This window comes from Arthrobacter sp. Soc17.1.1.1 (assembly GCF_036867195.1).
Taxonomy (GTDB): Bacteria; Actinomycetota; Actinomycetes; order Actinomycetales; family Micrococcaceae; genus Arthrobacter_D.
On sequence record NZ_JBAJII010000001.1, the window covers coordinates 2,997,679 to 3,018,204 of the forward strand.

The 20,526-nt window shown below is 70.1% G+C and carries 17 protein-coding genes; 12 read left to right on the forward strand and 5 right to left on the reverse strand.

The window, feature by feature from the left end; all coding sequences use genetic code 11:
- Positions 1–67 precede the first annotated feature (67 nt).
- Positions 68–772: an esterase/lipase family protein gene (locus V6S67_RS13875; RefSeq protein ID WP_334210780.1), complete on the reverse strand. Its 705-nt coding sequence runs from the start codon at positions 770–772 to the stop codon at positions 68–70.
- Between the two features lie 92 nt (positions 773–864).
- On the opposite strand from V6S67_RS13875, the gene V6S67_RS13880 reads away from it, so the two are divergent.
- Together V6S67_RS13880 and V6S67_RS13885 are read left to right on the forward strand one after the other, a co-directional pair.
- A complete protein-coding gene (locus V6S67_RS13880; protein ID WP_334210781.1) occupies positions 865–1,335 on the forward strand; it encodes a Fur family transcriptional regulator in 471 nt (156 codons plus the stop codon).
- A 27-nt stretch (positions 1,336–1,362) separates the two neighbouring features.
- Positions 1,363–2,850 carry a catalase gene (locus V6S67_RS13885; protein ID WP_334210782.1) on the forward strand — a complete coding sequence of 496 codons (1,488 nt, stop codon included), beginning with the start codon at positions 1,363–1,365 and terminating at the stop codon, positions 2,848–2,850.
- 179 nt (positions 2,851–3,029) lie between these two features.
- Here the strand turns inward: V6S67_RS13885 and V6S67_RS13890 are convergent, their stop codons facing one another.
- Entirely contained in the window at positions 3,030–7,940 is a 4,911-nt protein-coding gene (locus V6S67_RS13890; RefSeq protein ID WP_442884809.1) for a peroxidase family protein, read from the reverse strand.
- Positions 7,941–8,079: 139 nt separating this feature from the next.
- Here V6S67_RS13890 and V6S67_RS13895 point away from each other — a divergent pair, with 139 nt between their 5' ends.
- The 4 genes from V6S67_RS13895 to V6S67_RS13910 all read left to right on the forward strand — a co-directional run bounded on the left by V6S67_RS13895 (position 8,080) and on the right by V6S67_RS13910 (position 11,033).
- The gene (locus tag V6S67_RS13895) at positions 8,080–9,090 is read left to right on the forward strand and encodes an adenosine deaminase (RefSeq protein ID WP_334210783.1); all 1,011 of its coding nucleotides are present in this window, start codon (positions 8,080–8,082) and stop codon (positions 9,088–9,090) included.
- A gap of 69 nt (positions 9,091–9,159) precedes the next feature.
- Positions 9,160–9,573, forward strand: coding sequence for a hypothetical protein (locus V6S67_RS13900; RefSeq protein WP_334210784.1), 414 nt, complete (start codon positions 9,160–9,162; stop codon positions 9,571–9,573).
- Between the two features lie 241 nt (positions 9,574–9,814).
- Entirely contained in the window at positions 9,815–10,453 is a 639-nt protein-coding gene (locus tag V6S67_RS13905; protein WP_334210785.1) for a YitT family protein, read from the forward strand.
- Positions 10,454–10,517: 64 nt separating this feature from the next.
- Positions 10,518–11,033, forward strand: a complete 516-nt coding sequence (locus V6S67_RS13910) for an NUDIX domain-containing protein (protein ID WP_334210786.1) — start codon at positions 10,518–10,520, stop codon at positions 11,031–11,033.
- A 73-nt stretch (positions 11,034–11,106) separates the two neighbouring features.
- Here V6S67_RS13910 and V6S67_RS13915 read toward each other — a convergent pair whose 3' ends face one another.
- Both V6S67_RS13915 and V6S67_RS13920 read right to left on the reverse strand, forming a co-directional pair.
- A complete protein-coding gene (locus V6S67_RS13915; RefSeq protein WP_334210787.1) occupies positions 11,107–13,695 on the reverse strand; it encodes an MMPL family transporter in 2,589 nt (862 codons plus the stop codon).
- Positions 13,696–13,740: 45 nt separating this feature from the next.
- Positions 13,741–14,388: a TetR/AcrR family transcriptional regulator gene (locus tag V6S67_RS13920; protein ID WP_334210788.1), complete on the reverse strand. Its 648-nt coding sequence runs from the start codon at positions 14,386–14,388 to the stop codon at positions 13,741–13,743.
- 144 nt (positions 14,389–14,532) lie between these two features.
- On the opposite strand from V6S67_RS13920, the gene V6S67_RS13925 reads away from it, so the two are divergent.
- The 4 genes from V6S67_RS13925 to V6S67_RS13940 all read left to right on the forward strand — a co-directional run bounded on the left by V6S67_RS13925 (position 14,533) and on the right by V6S67_RS13940 (position 18,372).
- The gene (locus V6S67_RS13925) at positions 14,533–15,516 is read left to right on the forward strand and encodes an aldo/keto reductase (protein WP_334210789.1); all 984 of its coding nucleotides are present in this window, start codon (positions 14,533–14,535) and stop codon (positions 15,514–15,516) included.
- 77 nt (positions 15,517–15,593) lie between these two features.
- A complete protein-coding gene (locus V6S67_RS13930) occupies positions 15,594–16,505 on the forward strand; it encodes a DUF2254 family protein (RefSeq protein WP_334210790.1) in 912 nt (303 codons plus the stop codon).
- 84 nt (positions 16,506–16,589) lie between these two features.
- Positions 16,590–17,243 (forward strand): hypothetical protein, encoded by a 654-nt coding sequence (locus tag V6S67_RS13935; protein ID WP_334210791.1) that lies wholly within the window; start codon positions 16,590–16,592, stop codon positions 17,241–17,243.
- Positions 17,209–18,372 carry an asparagine synthase-related protein gene (locus tag V6S67_RS13940; RefSeq protein WP_334210792.1) on the forward strand — a complete coding sequence of 388 codons (1,164 nt, stop codon included), beginning with the start codon at positions 17,209–17,211 and terminating at the stop codon, positions 18,370–18,372. The genes V6S67_RS13935 and V6S67_RS13940 overlap by 35 nt, the downstream gene beginning before the upstream one ends.
- A gap of 13 nt (positions 18,373–18,385) precedes the next feature.
- Here the strand turns inward: V6S67_RS13940 and V6S67_RS13945 are convergent, their stop codons facing one another.
- Entirely contained in the window at positions 18,386–19,207 is an 822-nt protein-coding gene (locus V6S67_RS13945; RefSeq protein WP_334210793.1) for a GAF and ANTAR domain-containing protein, read from the reverse strand.
- Positions 19,208–19,246: 39 nt separating this feature from the next.
- Here V6S67_RS13945 and V6S67_RS13950 point away from each other — a divergent pair, with 39 nt between their 5' ends.
- Positions 19,247–20,161: a cation diffusion facilitator family transporter gene (locus V6S67_RS13950; RefSeq protein ID WP_334210794.1), complete on the forward strand. Its 915-nt coding sequence runs from the start codon at positions 19,247–19,249 to the stop codon at positions 20,159–20,161.
- Positions 20,161–20,517, forward strand: coding sequence for an ArsR/SmtB family transcription factor (locus V6S67_RS13955; protein WP_334210795.1), 357 nt, complete (start codon positions 20,161–20,163; stop codon positions 20,515–20,517). The genes V6S67_RS13950 and V6S67_RS13955 overlap by 1 nt, the downstream gene beginning before the upstream one ends.
- Positions 20,518–20,526: the final 9 nt, after the last annotated feature.

The window sequence follows — 20,526 nt, forward strand, 5'->3', positions numbered from 1 at the left end:
AGTGATTCGCTTCGGCAACGAATCAGGGCCCCCGAGCGGGGGACGGACCGCGGCAGGCCGGCAGACCTCAGGCGGGGTCGCGGTCGCCGGCCGTGATGGCGCGGTCGATCTCCTGGAGCACCCGGTTGTCGGCGATCGGCCGGAAGTGGCCCATCGTCTCGAGCTGGACGTTCCGGGCGCCCTGAAGGAAGCTGCCGCCCGGGATGTGGGGGTCGAACCGCCCGAAGATCGAGGTGATGCGCTGGTTGGATTCGAGGTCGGCGCGCAGGCGTCTGAGGGTGGGATCGTGCGGGGAGAACGCACGGATGCTCGGCAGGAGGAAGAAATTGGCGTACACGGACCCGGAGAACGGGGTGTTGACCGCCACGAGGCGGTTGATGCGCGGCCCCGCGCTGGACATCGTCATGAGGAACTTGCCGATCAGGCCACCCTTGCTGTGGGCGACGACGACGACGTCCGTGAGGTCGTGCTCCTCGAGGTAGCCCGCGGCGAGCTGGGCCATGGCCTCGACCGTGCCGCGGTTGTAGCCGAGCTTCTGCACCACGTGGACAGGGTGGCCGGCCCGGTGCAGGTGGTCCGCGACGGGCCGCATGAACTGCCAGGTCTCGTAGATCCCGGGGATCAGGAGCACGGGGGCCTTGCCCTCCGGCGCGTCCGGGGCCGGCGTGAGGTACTGCGCGGGATCCATCCGGACGAGGAATCCCTGCACCTGCCAGAAACCGACGTACGCGTAGTCCAGCACCCAGGCCCTGCCCCGCTTCAGAAGATCCACCCTGTCCACGGTACCGACCGCACGCGTCGCGTGGGGCGCAAGTTAGTACGGCCTTATTATGAGTTCCTCAGATTTACTGCTTGACTTGCGGCATGATGCAGACGAACGCGACGCCCGGGGCCCGGGAGGCCCGCTGGTCCGCCGCGCTGCACGCCGCGGACCGGCGCGTGACGCGCCAGCGCCTCGCCGTCCTCGCCGCCGTCGAGCAGTCGCCGCACGCCACAGCCGACGACGCCGCGACCGCCGTCCGCGCCGACCTGCCGCACATCACCGTGCAGTCCGTCTACGTGATCCTCGCCGACCTCACCGACATCGGCCTGCTGCGCCGCATCGAGACGCCGCACTCCCCCGCCCGCTACGAGACGCGCGTGGGCGACAACCACCACCACGCCGTCTGCACCGGATGCGGCCGGATCGAGGACGTCGACTGCGCCGTGGGACATGCGCCCTGCCTGACGCCCGAATGGTCGCCCGGCGCCTCCCGCATGACCATCCTGATCGCAGAGGTCCTGTACCAGGGCCTCTGCGACGACTGCCGCACGGCAGCCCCCAGCCACCCCTGATCCCCAACCCCTAGGAATAGGAGCACTATGTCCGCGAACTTCAGCACCACGCAGTCCGGCGCCCCCGTCATCGATGACAGCAACTCGTCCGTCCTCGGCCGCGACGGCGCCATCCCGCTGACCGACCACTACCTCATCGAGAAGCTGGCCCAGTTCAACCGCGAGCGTGTCCCCGAGCGCGTGGTCCACGCCAAGGGCGGCGGAGCGTTCGGCGTCTTCGAGACCACCGAGGACGTCAGCATGTACACGCGCGCCGCGCTCTTCCAGAAGGGCACGACGACGGAGACCCTCCTGCGCTTCTCCTCCGTGGCGGGCGAGCAGGGCTCCCCCGACACGTGGCGCGACCCCCGCGGCTTCGCGCTCAAGTTCTACACCTCCGAGGGCAACTACGACCTCGTGGGCAACAACACCCCGGTGTTCTTCATCCGCGACGGCATCAAGTTCCCCGACTTCATCCACTCGCAGAAGCGCCTCCCCGGCACCAACCTGCGCGACGCCGACATGCAGTGGGACTTCTGGACGCTGAGCCCCGAGTCGGCCCACCAGGTGACCTGGCTGATGGGTGACCGCGGCCTGCCCAACTCGTGGCGGACCATGAACGGCTACGGCTCGCACACTTACATGTGGATCAACGAGTCCGACGAGAAGTTCTGGGTGAAGTACCACTTCAAGTCCAACCAGGGCCACGAGGTGCTGACGGTCGACGAGGCCGAGGCACTCGCCGGCTCGGACGCCGACCACCACCTGCGCGATCTCTCGGAGAACATCGCAAAGGGCAACCACCCGAGCTGGGACCTCAAGGTCCAGATCATGCCCTACGACGACGCCAAGACGTACCGCTTCAACCCGTTCGACCTCACGAAGGTCTGGCCGCAGGGCGACTACCCGCTGATCCCCGTCGGCCGGCTGACCCTGAACCGCAACCCGGAGAACTACTTCGCGCAGATCGAGCAGGCCACGTTCGCGCCGTCGAACTTCGTGCCCGGGATCGCTGCGAGCCCCGACCGCATGCTGCAGGCGCGCATCTTCTCCTACGCGGACGCGCACCGCTACCGCGTGGGCACCAACCACGCGCAGCTGCCCGTGAACATGCCGAAGAACGAGGTGCGCAACTACTCGAAGGACGGCGCGGCGCGCTACCACTTCAATGCGGCGTCCACGCCGGTGTACGCACCGAACTCCGTGGGCGGTCCCGCCGCGGATCCCGCCCAGTACGGCGCCCAGGGCGGCTGGGAGAACGACGGCGACCTCGTCCGTGCAGCGCACTCGCTGCACGCCGAGGACGACGACTTCGGCCAGGCCGGGACGCTCTACCGCGAGGTGTTCGACGACGCGCAGCGTGCGCGCTTCCTCGAGACCATCACGGGTGCCGTCGGCGGCGTGCAGAGCGACGAGATCCGGGCGCGGGCCGTCCAGTACTGGGCCAACGTCGACGCCGAGCTCGGCGCGAAGCTGGCCGCGAACCTCGGCCACGGCGTCACGCCGGCCACCGAGTCGGAGGCCGCCCTCTACTAGGGCCGGCACGCACGGGAAGGGCGGATCCGCACGGGTCCGCCCTTCCTGCACTCCGGCCGGAAGGCGGAGATCCACCGACACAGCATCAGCCATGCGCCGGCCTGCGCATGGCTGATGCTGTGGTGCGGGTGGTCGCCGGTGTCAGACGCCCGGCCTCACCGGCCGGGCACAGCGACCGGTCATGGCATGCCGGCGGCCCGGTAGAGGAACGCCGCCATCGCATCCCTGTTCACCGGCTGCAGGGCACGGTAGGTACGCGTCCCGTCCGCCTCGATCCACCCGGTGCTGATGCCCCGGTCGGCCAGCCACGCCATCTCCTTGTAGAACTGCTGGCTGGTCGTCACGTCCGCGAAGGGCGACACCGCCGGCGGCGTGTAGGCCGGAGACCCCGCCGCCCGGTAGAGGAACGCGGCCATCGCATCCCGGTTCACCGGCTGCAGGGCACGGTAGGTACGCGTCCCGTCCGCCTCGATCCACCCGGTGCTGATGCCCCGGTCGGCCAGCCACGCCATCTCCTTGTAGAACTGCTGGCTGGTCGTCACGTCCGCGAAGGGCGACACCGCCGGCGGCGTGTAGGCCGGAGACCCCGCCGCCCGGTAGAGGAACGCGGCCATCGCATCCCGGTTCACCGGCTGCAGGGCACGGTAGGTACGCGTCCCGTCCGCCTCGATCCACCCGGTGCTGATGCCCCGGTCGGCCAGCCACGCCATCTCCTTGTAGAACTGCTGGCTGGTCGTCACGTCCGCGAAGGGCGACACCGCCGGCGGCGTGTAGGCCGGAGCACCCGCCGCGGCGGTGGTGAAGCTCCAGCTCACCGGGGCGAGGGCGTTGCCTGCGGCATCGGTGATCCCCGCAGCCAGGCTCACCGTGTATCGGGTGCCCGCCGCGAGATCCGTCGCCGGATCGAGCGTCGCGGTGCGCGTCGCGCCGTCGTAGGTGACCGCGCCGGCCACGGCGGTGCCCGCCGGGTCGGCCAGCCGCAGGGTCGTCCCACTCACCCCGGACACGGCCTCGGCGAACACCGCACCCACGGTGGTCCCCACGGCCACTCCGACGGCGTCGGCTGCCGGCGTCCGGGTGCCCACCGTCGGTGCCGTGGTGTCCGCGGCCGAGGGTGAGATCTCGACCGTCCCGTCGGTGAACCTCAGCCGTTCCACGTTGGTGATGGTGTCGGTGCCGTCCGCCGCGGACCCGCCGGTGTGCGTCACCGTGGTGACGCCCGCGGTGGTGGTGATGCCGTACTCGGACCGCGCACCGGAGAACACCGCGGTATCGACGTCGGTGGCCGCCGGACCGGACACGATCTCGCGCACGATGTCCACGGTCCCGGGATCGATCCTGCCGGCCATGATGTCCGCCTGGAGCTCCGTGAGGGAGTCCGCCGAACGGATCTCCGCTCCGGCGTCGTCGCGGACGCTGAGGCGGACGTCGAGCCACTTGTCGCCGTCGATGATGTCGTCGGCTCCGTTGCCCCAGATCTCGTCGCTCCCGGACCCGCCGATGATGATGTTGCCGGCCCCGAAGGTCGTCGCTCCTGCGGGCAGGAGACCGGCGAGCCCGCCGATCCGGGCGATGCCTTCGGCGTCGAGGGCGTTGGTCAGGCCCTGGACGCCGACCTCGGCGTCGGGGTCCGACGGCACGGCATCGTCGCCGCGCAGGATGTCGTCCTTGTCCCAGCCCGACAGGGCTTCCACCAGCAGGAACCGGTCGCGCAGGGCGTTGGGGCCCTCCACCACGAGCATCCGCATGTCCGAGTCGGCGCGTTCGATCGACCTGGCGTGGGTGACCCAGTCGAAACCGTACAGACCGTGGTTGCGTTCGATGCCCGGGCCGGCCACCATGACGTCGTCACCGCCTTCGGCGTCGTAGTCGTCCTCGCCGGAGTCCCCGATCAGCACGTCGTGACCCGGGTTGTTGATGTCGTCGAAGAAGGGGGCTCCGCTGTCGCCCTGCAGGAGGTCGTTCGCGTTGCCGCCCTCCATCCAGTCCGCGCCGCCGCCGCCGAAGACGGTGTCGGGACCGTCACCGGCGATCACGAGGTCGTCGCCCTCGCCCGCGAAGTGCTCGTTCCCGTTCAGGCCGCCGTTGGAGAAGTCGGCCCCGTCGGCCGACATGATGATGTCGAGTCCGGGTCCGGCGTCGATGGCGTCGTTGCCGGGACCGCCCTTCAGGACGTCGTCCCCGTGGGAGTCGGTGATGCGGTCACGACCGGCACCGCCGAGCACGGTGTCCGCCCCGTCGGAGCCTTCGAGGACGTCGTCCCCGTCGTTGCCCCAGAAGGTGTCGTTGTCGATACCGCCCCAGATCCTGTCGGTGCTGGCGGTGCCGTTGAAGGTGGACTGGGCGTTGAGGCCGGGGCGGTCCACCGGATTGCTGACGCGGTACCTGATGGTCCCGTCGGCCATCCTCATCAGCAGGGCCGACTCGTTGCAGGCCGAGGCGGGGTCGTCGGCGACGGCGTTCCCCGTGGTGCCCACGATGTTGGCCAGCTCGAACTCGCAGTCGGCGACCCCGAACACGTCGGCCTTCAGGGCGGCCGCGTCGGTGTTCCTCATGATGAGCTCGGCGAAGGAGTTGCCCTCGAGTTCCGTGCGCAGGTTCAGTCCGGAGGTCCGGGACAGGTAGTACAGGCGGTCGCCGTCCTGCAGGTCGGTCATCTGGCGTTCGAAGATGTAGTTGAACGTCGAGCCCAGCAGGCCGCCGAAGAGATTCTGCATCTCCGCGAGTCCTCCGACCCAGAGGTCGACGTCGTCGAGTCCCGAGGCGGTGGTGGCCCAGGCCCCGGTGCTGTTCGCGAAATCGTACGCGTCGGCGGGGGTCGCCGGGTTGGCCACGTCCATGTCGAACAGCAGCTGGGCGGCGGCACGCTTCCCGTCGATGGACGTGGCGCCCGTGATGCTCGGGTGCTGTCCGTAGGCGGCGATGAAGTTCACCACGGAATCGGGGTGCTTCAGCCCCTGGCCGAAGTCCACCCAGCTGGCGTAGGGCTTCAGGGACGACTCGCCGGTCTTCGCGTAGAGCTGGCTGCGGAGGTTGTTGAGCGAGGGGACACCGGTCTCCCGGCCGCGGGCGATGTTCAGCGACGCGAGGTCGAGGGGCAGCCCCAGCACGTTGTTGCGGAGCGTGTCGGTGACGAACTCGTCGAGCTCGGCGCCCACCTGGTCGGTCATGCCCATGGCGATGCTCCCCGCGGCCTGGTCCGGGGTCAGCGTGGCACTGCCGTTGGCGTAATAGGCGGGAGGGTTCAGGAAGGCATCGAGGAGCGGCATGCCGATGTCCTGGCCGGCGTTGGTCTTCCTGTCCACCGTCTCCGTCAGCATCGAGTGACCGAACCGGTAGGTCGCATGGGCGAATTCCGCGGTCACCGCCGGATCGATGCCCGTGTCGGCCTGGGTGAACGGGTTGAAGGGGTTCAGTCCGGGCTGCACCTTGCGGGCGAACTCCTCGAAGACGATGTGCTGGTACTCCATCTCGGTGACGTACCGTGCCGCCTGGAAGAGCCGCTCGCCGTTCCAGGTCCCGTCGGGGAGCTTCCACTCGTTCAGGTCGAGGTTCAGGGAGGTCAGGAGGTCCTCCATGTACGTCACCAGCCGGTTGTGCTCCGAATGGAACACCTGGTGGATCGCGGTCAGGCCGATGTTCTCGTTGACGCGTCCGTCACCGGCGATGAAGTGACTGTTCAGCATCTCGTCGTCGTAGGTGCCCGCCGGCTGCGGGCTGGTGACGGGTGTGATGTCGGTATTGCCGTCGGCAGCGAGGAGCGCGCCGGACCGTGCATCGAACGGTGAGGCAGCGTGGGCGATGTCGTCGAGGAAGGCGATGCCGATGCGCTGCACGTCGGCCGGAGGGGCGACCGGGTTCGCGAGGTCGCCCTCCACCATCGTCCTGTCCTGCCTGATGTACTGGGGAAGACCGTTCGGACCCCGGAGGAACCGTCCGTACTGGTCCGTGGCGATCATGGGGATGTTCCCGATGTCGGCGTCGGACAGCTTCAGGCCGAGGAGGCCCGCCGCCTGGTCCTTGATGTCCTGCCAGGTGGCCAGGCCGCCCGGTGCGCCCTCGACGAGGTCGCCGGTGGAGACGGGGTCGCCGTCGGCGTCCAGTGCGTATTCGCGGAGGAAGACCTGATGAGCGGGGTGCGAGGTGTAGGTCTGGCTCTGGTCGACCCACGGTGAGTTCGTGTTGGTGCCGTCCTGGACGTCGTCGGCCGTCCCGAGCACGCCGTCGGGGCCGGGCTGGTTCTCGGCGCGGCTCAACATCATGAAGTTCGTCCGTCCGCCCGGCACGAAGAGCGGATCGTCGGCCGCGAGCGGCATCATCACCACGCTCTTCGATTTCCTCGTGGAGTCGACGCCGTGATCGAAGAACTGTCCGAAGAGGGCGAACATGCCGTTGTAGGGCGGGGACAGCCCGAAGTCCGTGGTGACGTTCGGGATGTCCAGCGTCTCGCCTTCCTCCACGCAGCCCGCGGGGACGCCGGCGCTCTCGCAGGGGATGGCGGTCGGCTCGTCGTTGACGGTCCGGTGCGCCCGACCGGCGGCCGCGATGGCCGCCGGGTTCGTCGACGTCTGGTCGACGATCGCGTTACTGACGAATCGGGCCGTCCCATCGGTGATGTTGGTGTTGACCGAGCGGTAGGAATTCCCGTCCGGAGCCCCGCGCCATTGCGGGTCCGTCAGCCGGGGGAAGGGGATGTTGGAGGACCCGAACTGCTGCTGGCCCTCGATCAGGTTGTTGTCCGAGCCGTCCACGGTGCGCAGCCCGTACGGCAGCAGCGGGTTCACGATCTGGTTCGGCCCAGGACCGACCAGCGGTGCTCCGGCCACGGGATTGCCCTGGGCGTCCTCCCTGGTGGCGTGGTTCTCGGCGATCTTGATCTGCCTCAGGATGAAGCGCATGTCCCCTGCGTTGAGCGTGAGCCCCTGGCCGACAGGAGCGGCCGAGACCGCCGGCGCAAGGACGGCCGGCATGACGCCGGACCCGAGGACCAGTGCCACCAGCCCCGCTGTCACCCTGGCGGGAACACTTCTTCCGTACTGGCGGCGGAAGTCGCCGCCCCCTCGATGATTCGTGCGGTGATGCCTCGACATAGCTACTTCCCTCATCCGGTCCCCGGCCACCCCACTGTGCGCCGGCTGGCTCAACCTTCGGGAAACGTCCTTGGGAAAAACTTGGGACCCCGGGGACGGCACGCGGAGGATCCTCGGCGCCGTCTCCTAGGCTGGGACGATGCCGCCACTGCCCTGCGCCGAACTGCACCTGCACATCGAGGGGACGCTCGAGCCGGACCTGGTCCTCGCACTCGCCGACCGCAACGGGATCACCCTCCCCTTCGCGGACGCGGAGGACCTCGCGGCCCGGTACGCGTTCACGGACCTGCAGTCCTTCCTCGACGTGTACTACGCCACCATGGACGTGCTGCGGACGGAGCAGGACTTCACGGACATGACCCTGGCGTACCTCCGGCGTGCAGCCACCGCGGGGGTGCGGCACGCCGAGATCATGATGGATCCGCAGGCGCACCTGGCACGCGGGATCCCCCTCGAGACGTGCGTCGGCGGGGTCGCGACCGCCCTCGCGACGAGCGACGCCGAAATCGGCATCAGCACGTCCCTCATCATCGCCTTCCTGCGCGACCGCCCAGCCTCCGAGGCGATGGCCGTCCTGCACGACCTGCTCGCCATGGACGCCCCGATCGTCGGCATCGGCCTGGACTCCGCCGAGGCGGGGTACCCGCCGTCGCTCTTCGCGGAGGTGTACGACGTCGCCCGGGCCGCCGGTCTCCGGTGCGTCGCTCATGCCGGTGAGGAGGGCCCTCCCGCGTACGTGTGGGAGGCCCTGGACGTGCTGCGGGTGGACCGGCTCGACCACGGCATCCGGTGCCTCGAGGACGAGGCGCTCGTGGAGCGGCTCGTCGCCGACCGCGTACCGCTGACGGTGTGCCCGCTCTCGAACGTCCGGCTGCGTGCCGTCCCTGCCATCGAAGACCACCCGCTGCCGGAGATGCTCGCCCGGGGCCTGAACGTCTCCGTCAATTCCGACGATCCCGCCTACTTCGGCGGCTACATCGACGACAATCTAGCGGCAGTGGTCGGCGCCTTCGGTCTCGGGATCGACGAGCAGGCGATGCTCGGCGCGAACTCGATCCGGTCCGCCTTCCTCGGCGACCACCGGCGGGCGGAGCTGCTCGCCGAGGTCGAGGCGTGGCGGATCGCAGGGCATGCCGCGAGGGTCGGGTAGGACGAACGTCCCCGCGGTGGGAGACTGCACTGGGAGCGGCCGGGCAGGCGCCGACGACGAGAGGCCACCATGCACGGTTCCACCGAGAGCGACGGCGTGATGATCCGCCGCGACTTCACCATCCGCCACGACGACGGCATCCTGGAGGTCATCTGGCGCCCCGGCATCGGGGTGGACCCCGCGGTCCTCGACGTGCTCGCGAACACCATCACGCACTTCCCGGACTGGCATCGGGCGCCGATGCTCGTGCATCTCAACGTGATCCGGCACATCACCCCACACGCGCGGCAGATGCTCATCGCCTATCGCCACCTCGGGCCGATCGGGCTCACCGGCCGCGACCCCGTGGACCGGGTCCTGGCGGCCTTCATCGCGCAGTCCCGCAGCCGGACCCGCTACTTCCTCGAGACCGCCGATGCCCGTGCCTGGCTCTCCTCCGTGCCGGCGCCGGCCCCGCGGTCCACGGCACCTGTGGACGCGTGATGCATCCGTCGTCCACCATGACGTCGAAGGCGACGCCGGCGGGCTCCTCGGCCTCGAGGCGGGCCGGGGTGACGGCCTCCGGCGGGTGGATCATGCCCCGTCCCCGGGCGCTCCCCCACCACCGGCCGGCAGCCGCAACACTGTGACTTCCGGGCCGCCATCGCGCCGGTGTCCTGTGCGTTGCCCCACATCCACGGGCATCGTGCCATCGGCCCGGGTCCGCCGGTGGTAGCTTGCCGCCATGGACACCACAGCGCCCGGCCCCGAGCTCGACGAGGAGGACGGCGTCGTCCGGCACTCCGCACTGGAGGACGTGCTGGGGATCGTGACGGGCACCTTCACGGTGTCGCTCGGCCTGTTCCTGCTGAAGACCAGCGGCGCCGTCACGGGCGGGACAGCGGGCCTCGCCCTGCTGCTGAGCTACGCGGGCGGGCTGTCCTTCGGCGTCCTGTTCTTCGCCGTGAACGTGCCGTTCTTCGCCCTCGCCGTCTGGAAGAAGGGCTGGGACTTCACGCTGCGGACCGTCACCGCCGTGGCACTGGTCTCGGGACTGTCCGCCCTGCACCCCATCGCTCTCGGGTCCCTGACGGTGGATCCCCTGTATGCGGTGCTCGGAGGGAACCTGCTGGCCGGCGTCGGGCTCCTGATCCTGTTCCGGCACAAGGCGAGCCTCGGCGGTTTCAACATCCTGGCCCTCCTCCTGCAGGAGCGCCTGAACTGGCGTGCCGGCTACGTGCAGATGGTGCTCGACACGGCCGTCGTCCTCGCGGCCCTCACCGTCGTCGCACCGGCGAGCGTCCTGCTGTCCGCCGTCGGGGTCGTGCTGCTGAACCTCGTGCTGGCCCTCAACCACCGGCCCGGGCGCTACCTCGGCACGTGACCGTGCCCACGGCGGCGCCGGCCGATACCCGCCGCGGGCGGGTTGCCGGGGCTACCGTGGAGCGATGGACGAGAAGGCCCCGGACCGAGCGACCGGCGCAGCACCTGACGGAGCCCCTTTCGGTTCTCCGGCCCGGCCGCGGGTCCGTGCGGCGACCTACGTGCTCCGGGGGCGGGGCGCCGGGCGCGAGCTCCTGGTCCTCGACCACGTCCACCACCCCGACGCCGGGACACAGGTTCCCGGCGGTGGTGTCGACGAGGGTGAGGCGCTCGACGACGCCGCCCGGCGGGAGGTCCTCGAGGAGACCGGGCTCGTCCTCACCGGTCCGCTGGTGGAGGTCGGCGTCGCGCACCTCACAGCGGTCGACGCCGGCCCCGGCACCCTGACGGTCTTCTTCGCTGCGGAGACCGACGAGCAGCGGTCGTCCTGGGACCACAGGGTGACGGGAGGCGCGGGTCCCGGGTCCGGCGGATTTGGCTCGGACACGGGCCTGCTCTTCCGGTGCTCCTTCGTACCGCTCTCCCGGGCGCAGGGCGCCCGGGAGAACCACCACTTCAGCTGCGCGCACCTGCTGCGCTGAGACCGGGCGCCGGGCAGCGCGCGTCGCGCCCGGCCCTGCCCCCGCCGGGAGCCGCCACGGGTGAGGACCACGCCTAGACCCGCACGCCGACCGATTCCTTCTCGTCCTCGTCGCGGTCGTCAGCAGCCGGGATCCCCGGCTGCTGACGCTGGAGCTTCGCGCCCTCGACGTCCACGTCGGGCAGGATCCGCCCCAGCCAGGCGGGCAGCCACCAGGCGTGCCGGCCGAGCAGGTACATGGCCGCCGGTACGAGGGTCATGCGCACCACGAAGGCATCCAGCAGCACGCCGAACGCGAGCCCGAACCCGATGGGGCGCACCATGGCCAGGTGGGAGAACACGAAGCCCGCGAACACCGAGACCATGATGATCGCCGCCGCCGTGACCACGCGCGCGCCGTGGCTGAACCCGATGCGCACCGCGGCCTTCGGATCATCGCCGTGGACGTAGGCCTCGCGCATGCCCGAGACCAGGAACATCTGGTAGTCCATCGCGAGGCCGAACAGCACACCGATCAGGATGATCGGCAGGAAGCTCAGGATGGGGCCCGGGTTCGTGACCCCGAAGACGTCGCCCAGCCAGCCCCACTGGTAGATGGCCACCGTCGCGCCGAAGCTGGCCAGCAGCGAGAGCAGGAACCCGGCCGTGGCGATGATGGGGACGAGGATCGAGCGGAACACGAGCAGCAGCAGGATCAGTGACAGCCCCACGACGATGCCGAGGTAGAGCGGCAGCGCCTCCATGAGCTTGGCGGAGACGTCGATGTTCGCCGCGGTCTGGCCCGTCACGGCGATGGGTACGCCGGTCTGCTCCTCCACGTCGTCGGTGGCCGCACGGAGATCCCGGACGAGGTTCTCGGTGGTCTCGCTGGCCGGGCCCTCCTCGGGGATGACCTGGAAGATCGCCGTGCGGCCGTCCTCGCTCACGGTCGCGGGGACGGAGGCCGCGACATCGGGCACCTCGCTCAGCAGATCGTTCACGTCGAGCCGCAGGGCCGTGAGTTCGGCCTCGTCGGCCGTCTCCGGCAGCGATCCGACGACGATCAGCGGACCGTTGGTCCCTGCGCCGAACTTGTCCCCGATGGTGCTGTAGGCCTGGAACGCCGTCGAGTCGGCCGGTTCGGTACCGCCGTCGGGCAGCCCCACACGCAGTTGCGCCGCCGGGACGGCGATGACACCCAGCAGGAGCACGCCCGCGAGGACCGTGAGGACCGGCTTGCGGGTGGCGAACCCACCCCAGCCGGCGCCCTTCGCCGCACGCTGGTCGGCCAGGGATGCCCCGGCCTCCGTGTCCAGGGGTGCGGCAGCGGAGTGCTTGTGCCCGTGGGCCTTCGCCCAGCGCCGCTTCGAGACGACCCGGCGCCCCATCAGGGCGAGCAGGGCCGGCGTGAGGGTGAGTGCCACGAGGACGGACACCGCGACGGTGCCTGCAGCGGACAGACCCATGACGGTGAGGAACGGCAGTCCGGGTACCGCGAGCGCGGCGAGCGCCACGATCACGGTGATGCCGGCGAAGAGGACGGCGTTGCCGGCGGTGCCGGTGGCCCGGGCGATCGACTCCTGCATCTCCATGCCGCGCAGCAGCTGGGTGCGGTGCCGGTTCACGATGAACAGCGAGTAGTCGATGCCGACGGCGAGGCCGAGCATGAGGGCGAGCACCGGCGAGATGCTGTTCATCTCGATCAGGCCCGACAGGGCGAAGGTGATCCCGACGCCCACGCCGACGCCGACGATGGCCATGAGGAGCGGCAGCCCGGCGGCGATGAGGGTGCCGAGCATCAGGATGAGCACGACGGCGGCGACGGCCAGACCGATGGCCTCCGTGGCGCCCACGATCCCTGAGACGTCCTCGACGATCTCCTTGCTGTAGTCCACCGTGACGCCGGCGGACGAGGCACCGTCGGCCTCCTCCTGCACGGCCTCGCGCAGTTCGGGCGAGACGGCGTTGATCTGCTGGTCGAACTGGACGCTGGCCACGGCGGTGGTGCCGTCCTCGGACAGCAGGCGCACGCCGGAGCTGGCGTCCAGCTGCCGCTGGGCGAGCTCGAGTTCGGTGCGTCCGGACTCGAGCTGCTCGCGCCCCGCCTCGAGCTCGGTGCGGCTGGCGTCGAGCTGGGCCTGGCCCTGCTGGAGCTGCTGCTCCGTGGCCGCGGCCTGCGCGGGTGGGAGCTGCGCGCGGGCCTGGTCGAACTGGGCACGCTGCGCGTCGAGCTGGGCCTGGCCCTGCTCGAGCTGCTGCTCGCCGGCCGTCAGCTGCTGCTCGCTCGCCTCCAGTTCGGCGCGCCCCGCCTCGAGCTCGGCGGCGCCGGACGCCACCTGGTCCGCCACGTCGAACGGATCGACGACGCCCCGCACGCCGTCGAGCTCCGCGATCGCTGCGAGCGCCGAGGTCACGCCGTCGCGCTGGCCGGCCGAGAAGGCCGCGCCGTCGTCGGTGGTGAACACCACGGTGCCCGTGCCGCCCACGGCCTCGGGCAGTTCCTCGCGCAGCCGGTCCGAGATGCGCTGCGACTCCGTGCCGGGGATGGTGAAGTTGTTCGTCAGGGTGCCGGAGAAGGCGACGGCGGCGCCACCGACGGCGAGCATGATCGCAAGCCACGCGGAGACGACCCACCACCGCCGTCGGAAGGCGAGCGAACCGAGTCGGTAGAGCAGAAAGGCCATGGGGGAAGTCCTAGCGGGAAGGAGACGGACGAGGGGCGGGAAGGGTCAGGCGCCGGGGAGGGGATCGGCGTCGGGTGCGGGGTCGGAGAAACCGTCGCGCAGCATGGTCAGCGCCGAGAGGATGCGCCCTTCGAGCTGCAGCCCGGAGTCGGCGGCGGATCCGGGCGTGTTGGCGGCCCAATCGCGCATGGCGGCCTTGGTGCAGGACAGCACGCTGCCCACGAGAGCTGTGAGGTAGAGCTCGGACGCGTCGGAGCCGAGGCGCCGGCGCAGCCCCTCGACGATCCGCGCCTCGGCGCGCTCCCACGCGTGCAGCTGCGCCCGCAGGAGGTCCGGGTTGGTGCTGGCCATGCGGAAGAGGGCACCGTGCTGGGAGAGGCCCTCCATGCGGGTGGTCTCCGTGAAGGCCCGGACGATGGAGTCGAACAGGGGTTCGTCCTGCGGCATGCGGCCGAAGACCTGGAGGGCCAGATCGAGGAATCCGTCGGTGCGGACCGTGAGGGCGTCCTCGGCGCTGTGGAAGTAGTTGAAGAACGTGCGCCGCGACACCCCTGCCCGCTCCGCGATCTGGTCCACCGTGAACGACCCCGGCCCCACGGACAGGGCGAGGTCGAAGGCGGCGTCGGCGATGGCGCGTCGGGTGTCGATCTTGTTCTGCTCGCGGCGTCCTACCGGCTCCGCATTCTCGGTCATCTCCAGCACCGTCCAAGACTAGGGGAAATATTGCACACTGTGCAACGAAGCTTCCGCCACGAACTCCTGCCCACGACCCCCCGCCGCGGCGTACTCTGGCCCAGGCACGACACCCCCGGCACTCCCCTCCTGGAAGGCGGCCCCATGAAGACCATCACCCTCGGTTCCCCCGGCTCCGGCCTCGATGTCTCCGGACTCGGCCTCGGCTGCATGGCCATGTCGGCGTTCTATACCGGCAGCGGCACGGACGACGCCGGCTCGACCGCCACCCTGCACCGGGCCCTCGACCTCGGCGTGACCTTCTTCGACACCGCCGAGATCTACGGCCCGTACACGAACGAGGAACTGATCGGCCGGGCCTTCAAGGGCAGGCGTGACGAGGTCGTGCTGGCCACGAAGTTCGGCACCATCCGCCACACCGCCGACGGCACACGGGGGCTCGACGGAAGCCCGGAGAACGTGCGCCTGTCCGTCGAGGGCTCGCTGCGGCGGCTGGGCACGGACCACATCGACCTGTACTACCAGCACCGCATGGACCCGTCGGTGCCGGTCGAGGACACCATGGGTGCCCTGGCAGAGCTCGTGCAGGACGGCACGATCCGCCACATCGGCCTGTCCGAGGCCGCGCCCGCGACGATCCGGAGGGCCCACGCCGTCCATCCGGTGACTGCGCTGCAGACCGAGTACTCGCTGTGGAGCAGGGACCCGGAGCGCGAGATCCTGCCGCTCGTGCGCGAACTCAGCATCGGCTTCGTCCCCTACTCCCCCCTCGGGCGAGGTTTCCTGACCGGGACCATCCGCTCGGTCGACCAGCTCGACGCCTCCGATTTCCGCCGCAACAACCCGCGCTTCGCCGGGGAGAACCTGCAGGCGAACATCCGGATCGTCGAACAGGTGGACGACGTCGCGCGGCAGCTGGACGCCACACCGGGTCAGGTCGCGCTCGCCTGGCTGCTCGCACAGGGTACGGACATCGCGCCGATCCCCGGCACGAAGCAGGTGCGCTACCTGGAGGAGAACGTGGCGGCGGACGGCCTCGCGCTCTCACCGGAGCAGCTCGCGCAGCTGGACGCCGTGGCCGCGCCCGTCGGTGACCGCTACGAGGACATGTCCGGCGTCGACCGCTAGCCGGGGCCGGCACGACGGACGGTTCGCAACCGCGATCTTCTCGACCGCCCGCCATCCGACGGGTGTAGACAGTAAGCATGCTTCGCAAGTCGACGGGGGCCCGCTCCGATCCCCTGCGCAGTTCGGGCGGGCTCCACGAGGCCAACCGGTTCCAGCGCGGGGTCGCGGAATTCCTCCGTCTCCCGCTGGTGCTGACTGCGGTCTTCTGCCTCGTCGCCGTCGGCGTGTCCCTCCTGGACCGCCTCACCCCGGACAATGCCGGGTTCCGCACGCTGGTGCGCTCGGTGGTCTCCGAGGACGGTGCCGTGGACTTCCTGTCCGCCGTGGCCACGAGCCTGCTCACCGTCACCTCGATCACCTTCTCGGTCCTGCTGCTCGCGGTGCAGCAGACGGCGAGCTCCCTGACGCCGGTGGTCTTCGACCAGTTCCTGCGCCGGACCTCGAACCAGGTGTACTTCGGCTTCTTCATCGGGGCGACGGCCTTCTCCTTCGTCGTCCTCGGCCTTGCCCACCAGCAGCCCGCCCCGCTCTACAGCGCTGCCCTGACCCTGGTCCTGGCGGTCGCGTCCCTCGTGGTCCTGCTGATGCTCATCCATTCGACGATCGACCAGATGCGCCCCGAGTCCGTGGTGCGTTCCATCCACGAACTCGCACTGCGGGCCCGCGAGGTCGAGCTGAAGATGCTGGGCCGGACCCGCATGGCACGCCACTCTGATCCGGACCGGACCGAGCGGGAGGTCCACGGGCTGGACACCGGGTTCGTCGCGGTCGACACGGAGAAGCTCGGGGAGATCGCGGGGGCGGCCGGCGACGACGTCGAGGTGATCGTCGAGGGCCGGCTCGGCGAGTACCTCGTGTTCGACGACCTCCTCGTGCGGCTCGTGGGCGTGGATCCCGAGGACTCCCGTCATGACGGGGACGTCAATGCCGCGTTCGGTATCGACGACATACCCTCCGACGAACCGGACGCCGTGCACCCGCGCGGCTGACGACGGCGATGACGACGACGAGGAACCAGTTTTCAGCAGGTGCTCCACGACCGGTGGAGCCCGCGTACAGGGAGAGGGTAACGAATGTGTGGGATCGCCGGTGAGATGGCCTTCCGTGGTGCTCGCGCCGACGAGCAGCCCGTGGCGCGGATGGCGGCCGCGATGGAGTCGCGGGGCCCCGACGGGCACGGGAACTGGACCAACGGCTGGGTCGCCCTGGGACACCGGCGCCTGACCGTCATCGACCTCACCGATGCCGGTGCCCAGCCGATGCACGACTCCGCCTCGGGGCTGTGCATCGTGTTCAACGGCTGCATCTACAACTACCCCGAGCTCAGGGCCGAACTGGGCGGTGACGCCGTGTTCTCCTCGACGAGCGACACCGAGGTCATCCTGCGCGCGTACGTCCGCTGGGGCGAGGACTTCGTGGACCACCTCGTCGGCATGTTCGCCGTCGTGATCGTGGACGAGCCCCGGCAGCGCGTGGTCATGGCGCGTGACCGCCTCGGGATCAAGCCCCTGTACGTCGCGGACCTGCCCGGGAGGGTGCGCTTCGCCTCCACCCTCCCCGCCCTCGTGGCCGGAGGCGGGATCGACACGTCGATCGACGACGTCGGCCTCCACCACTACCTGAGCTGGCACTCGATCGTGCCCGCCCCCCCGGACCGTCCTGAAGGGCGTCCGGAAACTGCCGCCCGCCACCGTGCGGGTCATCGACGCCGACGGCAGCCGGCGTGACCGCGTGTACTGGAGGCCCGACTACGTGCGCGACCCCGCCAAGGCCGACTGGACGGCCGGCGACTGGCAGGACGCCCTCCACGACGCCCTCACCACGGCCGTCCGCAGGCGCCTCGTCTCGGACGTCCCGGTGGGGGTGCTGCTCTCGGGCGGCGTCGATTCCAGCCTGATCGTCGCCCTGCTCGCCGAACTCGGGCAGGAAGGGCTCAATACCTTCAGCATCGGGTTCGACGGTGCGGGCGGGGAGGAGGGCGACGAGTTCCGCTACTCGGACCTCATCGCCGAGAAGTACGGCACCCGGCACCACAGGATCCATATCGACGGCAGCGAACTGGTACCCGCCATCGAGGACACGATCGCCGCGATGACGGAGCCCATGGGCACGCAGGACGTCACCGGGTTCTACCTGCTGTCGAAGACCGTCTCGGAGCACATCAAGGTGGTGCAGTCCGGTCAGGGCGCCGACAAGGTGTTCGCCGGCTACGCCTACCACCAGCCCGCCGCCACCGTCGCCCGCGACGCGGCGCTGGACGCCTTCACCGGGGCGTTCCTCGACCGGACGCACGAGGAGATCGCCGACGTCGTCGAGCCCGAGTGGCTCGTGCCGACCGACGTGAGCCGGGCCCTGCTGGCGGCGCACCTCGGCGCGCCCGGTGCGGAGACGGCGCTCGACGCCGTGCTGCGCCTCGACACCCACCTGCTGCTCGTGGACGATCCCGTCAAGCGCGTGGACAGCATGACCATGGCGTGGGGCCTCGAGGCACGCGTACCGTTCCTCGACCAGGACCTCGTGCGCCTGGCGGCGCAGTGCCCGCCCGAGCTGAAGGCGACGCAGGGCGGCAAGGGCATCCTGAAGGACCTCGCACGGAAGGTCATCCCCGCCGAGGTCATCGACCGGCCGAAGGGCTACTTCCCCGTGCCGCCGGTGAAGTACCTCGCCGAGCCGCTGCTCACGACGGTGCGTGACGCACTCCGGGCCCCCGAGGCGAAGGACCGCGGGCTGTTCCGTGCCGACTACGTGGACCACCTGCTCGAGAGCCCCAACGTCCACTACAGCCCCGGCGGCAACAACATGCTGTGGCAGCTCGGCGTCCTGGAACTGTGGCTGCAGCAGCACGGCATCACCTGACGGACGGCACGCCTCAGGGTTTCCCGCGGGTGCGTACCGGGAGGTTGCCCGTGATGGCCAGCTCCTCGGCGACCGCCAGGAGTTTCAGGTTCGACGTCGTGGAGACCTGTACCAGCATGATGAACGCCTGACCGGCCGTCAGGCCGTACCTCTCCATGAGGATCCCCTTGGCCTGGCCGATCAGGTCCCTGGTGGCGATGGCGTCCTTGAACTGGTGCAGTTTCTGCGCATCGGCGACGGCGACGGCGGCATGGGACGCCACCAGCGCTCCGACGTACTCGGACTCCTCGGTGAAGGCGTGCGCCGAGCGTCCCACGAGGTTCAGCGCGCCGAGGTTGTCGCCCTCGACGAAGAGACGGAAGCAGAGCATGCTGCCCGCCCCCGCAGCAGCAGCGCCGGCCGAGAACCTCGGCCAGCGGTGCTCGGTGCGCAGCTCCGGCACGATGACGATCTCCTCGTGGTAGACGGCGCTCATGCACGGCCCCTCCCCCGTCCGCTCCTGGAGCTCGTCGAGCGTGCGGGCGAGATCTCCGGTCGGCGCCCGGGACTGCACCCCGCGGCGGCCGGTCACCAGGGTGATCGACGCCTCGTCGGCGCCGGGCACGAGCATCACCGCGGTCCGGACGAGGCGCTCGAGGACTGCATCCTCGGAGTTCTCCCGCTGCAGGGACCGCGCGAGGTCGCCCAGGCGGTGGGCGATGTCGTCCTGTGGTGCGATCCAGCCGTTCAGGTCGTGCCCGTTCTCCGTGGCCATGATGGCTCCCAGCTCTGACGCACGGCGCTCGTGGAGCACGAACTGCCCGGTCAGGCACCGCCACCGTACCAGCGGCAGCATCCAGCACCTAAGGTTCATGCTCGGCTGTACTATCAGGGTATGGGTTCACATCACCACACAACGGCAGATGCGGGCAGGCGGGGTCCGCTCGCAGGCGCTCTGGCCATCACGCTCACCGTGTTCGTGCTGCAGGTCGCCGGTGCACTGTGGACCGGCAGCCTCGCCCTGCTCTTCGACTCCGTCCACGTCCTGACCGACGCCGCCGGCCTGGCGATGGCCCTCGGCGCCGCGACCCTCTCGGTCCGACCTGCCACGCCGCGCCGTTCCTGGGGATTCCGGCGGGCCGAGGTGATCGCCGCCCTGCTGCAGGCGGCCTTCCTGCTCGCGGTGGGGGCATACGTGCTGATCGAGGGCGTCCGACGCCTGATCACCCCGGAGGACGTCGCCGCTCCGGAGATGATCGTCTTCGGTGTGATCGGCCTCGCGGGCAACCTCGCAGCCCTCGCCCTCCTCGCCCGGCACCGCGCTGCCAGCTTCAACCTGAGGGCCGCGTTCCTCGAGGTGCTGAACGACGCGCTGGGGTCCGTGGCGGTGATCGTCGCCGCCGTCGTCATCACCCTGACCGGCTGGATGCGGGCGGACGCCGTCGTGGCCCTGCTCATCGGCGCCCTGATCATCCCCCGCACCCTCAAGCTGCTGCGCGAGACCATCGACGTACTGCTCGAATCCACGCCTGCCGGGATCGACCTCGAGGAGGTGCGCGCCCACATCGCCCGCCTGCCGCAGGTACGGGACGTCCACGACCTGCACATCACGCAGATTGCCACCGGGCTGCCCGTGCTCACCGCGCACATCGTCGTGGACGACGACTGCTACCGCGACGGGTCCGCGCACGCCGTCCTCGACCAGCTCCAGGAGTGCGTGGCCGGGCACTTCGCCGTGAGCATCGACCACTGCACGTTCCAGATCGAGCCCCTGGACCACGTGCCCCACGAGACGGAGCTGAGCCACTGATGCTGCAGACGCTGACCTCCACCTTGGTGCTGCAGCGCGTTGGTACCGCGCTGTCCGACCCCACCCGCGTGCGGATCCTGGTGGCCCTGCGGGACGCCCCCGCCTACCCCAGCGATCTCGCCGATCTGCTCGGCGTCAGCCGGCAGAGCCTGTCCAACCACCTCTCCTGCCTGCGCGGCTGCGGGCTCGTGGTGTCGGTCCCCGAAGGCCGTCGGTCCCGCTACGAGCTGGTGGACCCGAAGCTCGGCCACGCGCTGACCGACCTCCTCGGCATCGTCCTCGCCGTGGATCCCGCGCATCCGGGACACTCCGCGCACCCCGGACCCGCGACGGGCGGGCTCGCGGAGCGCTCATGACGGAAGGGG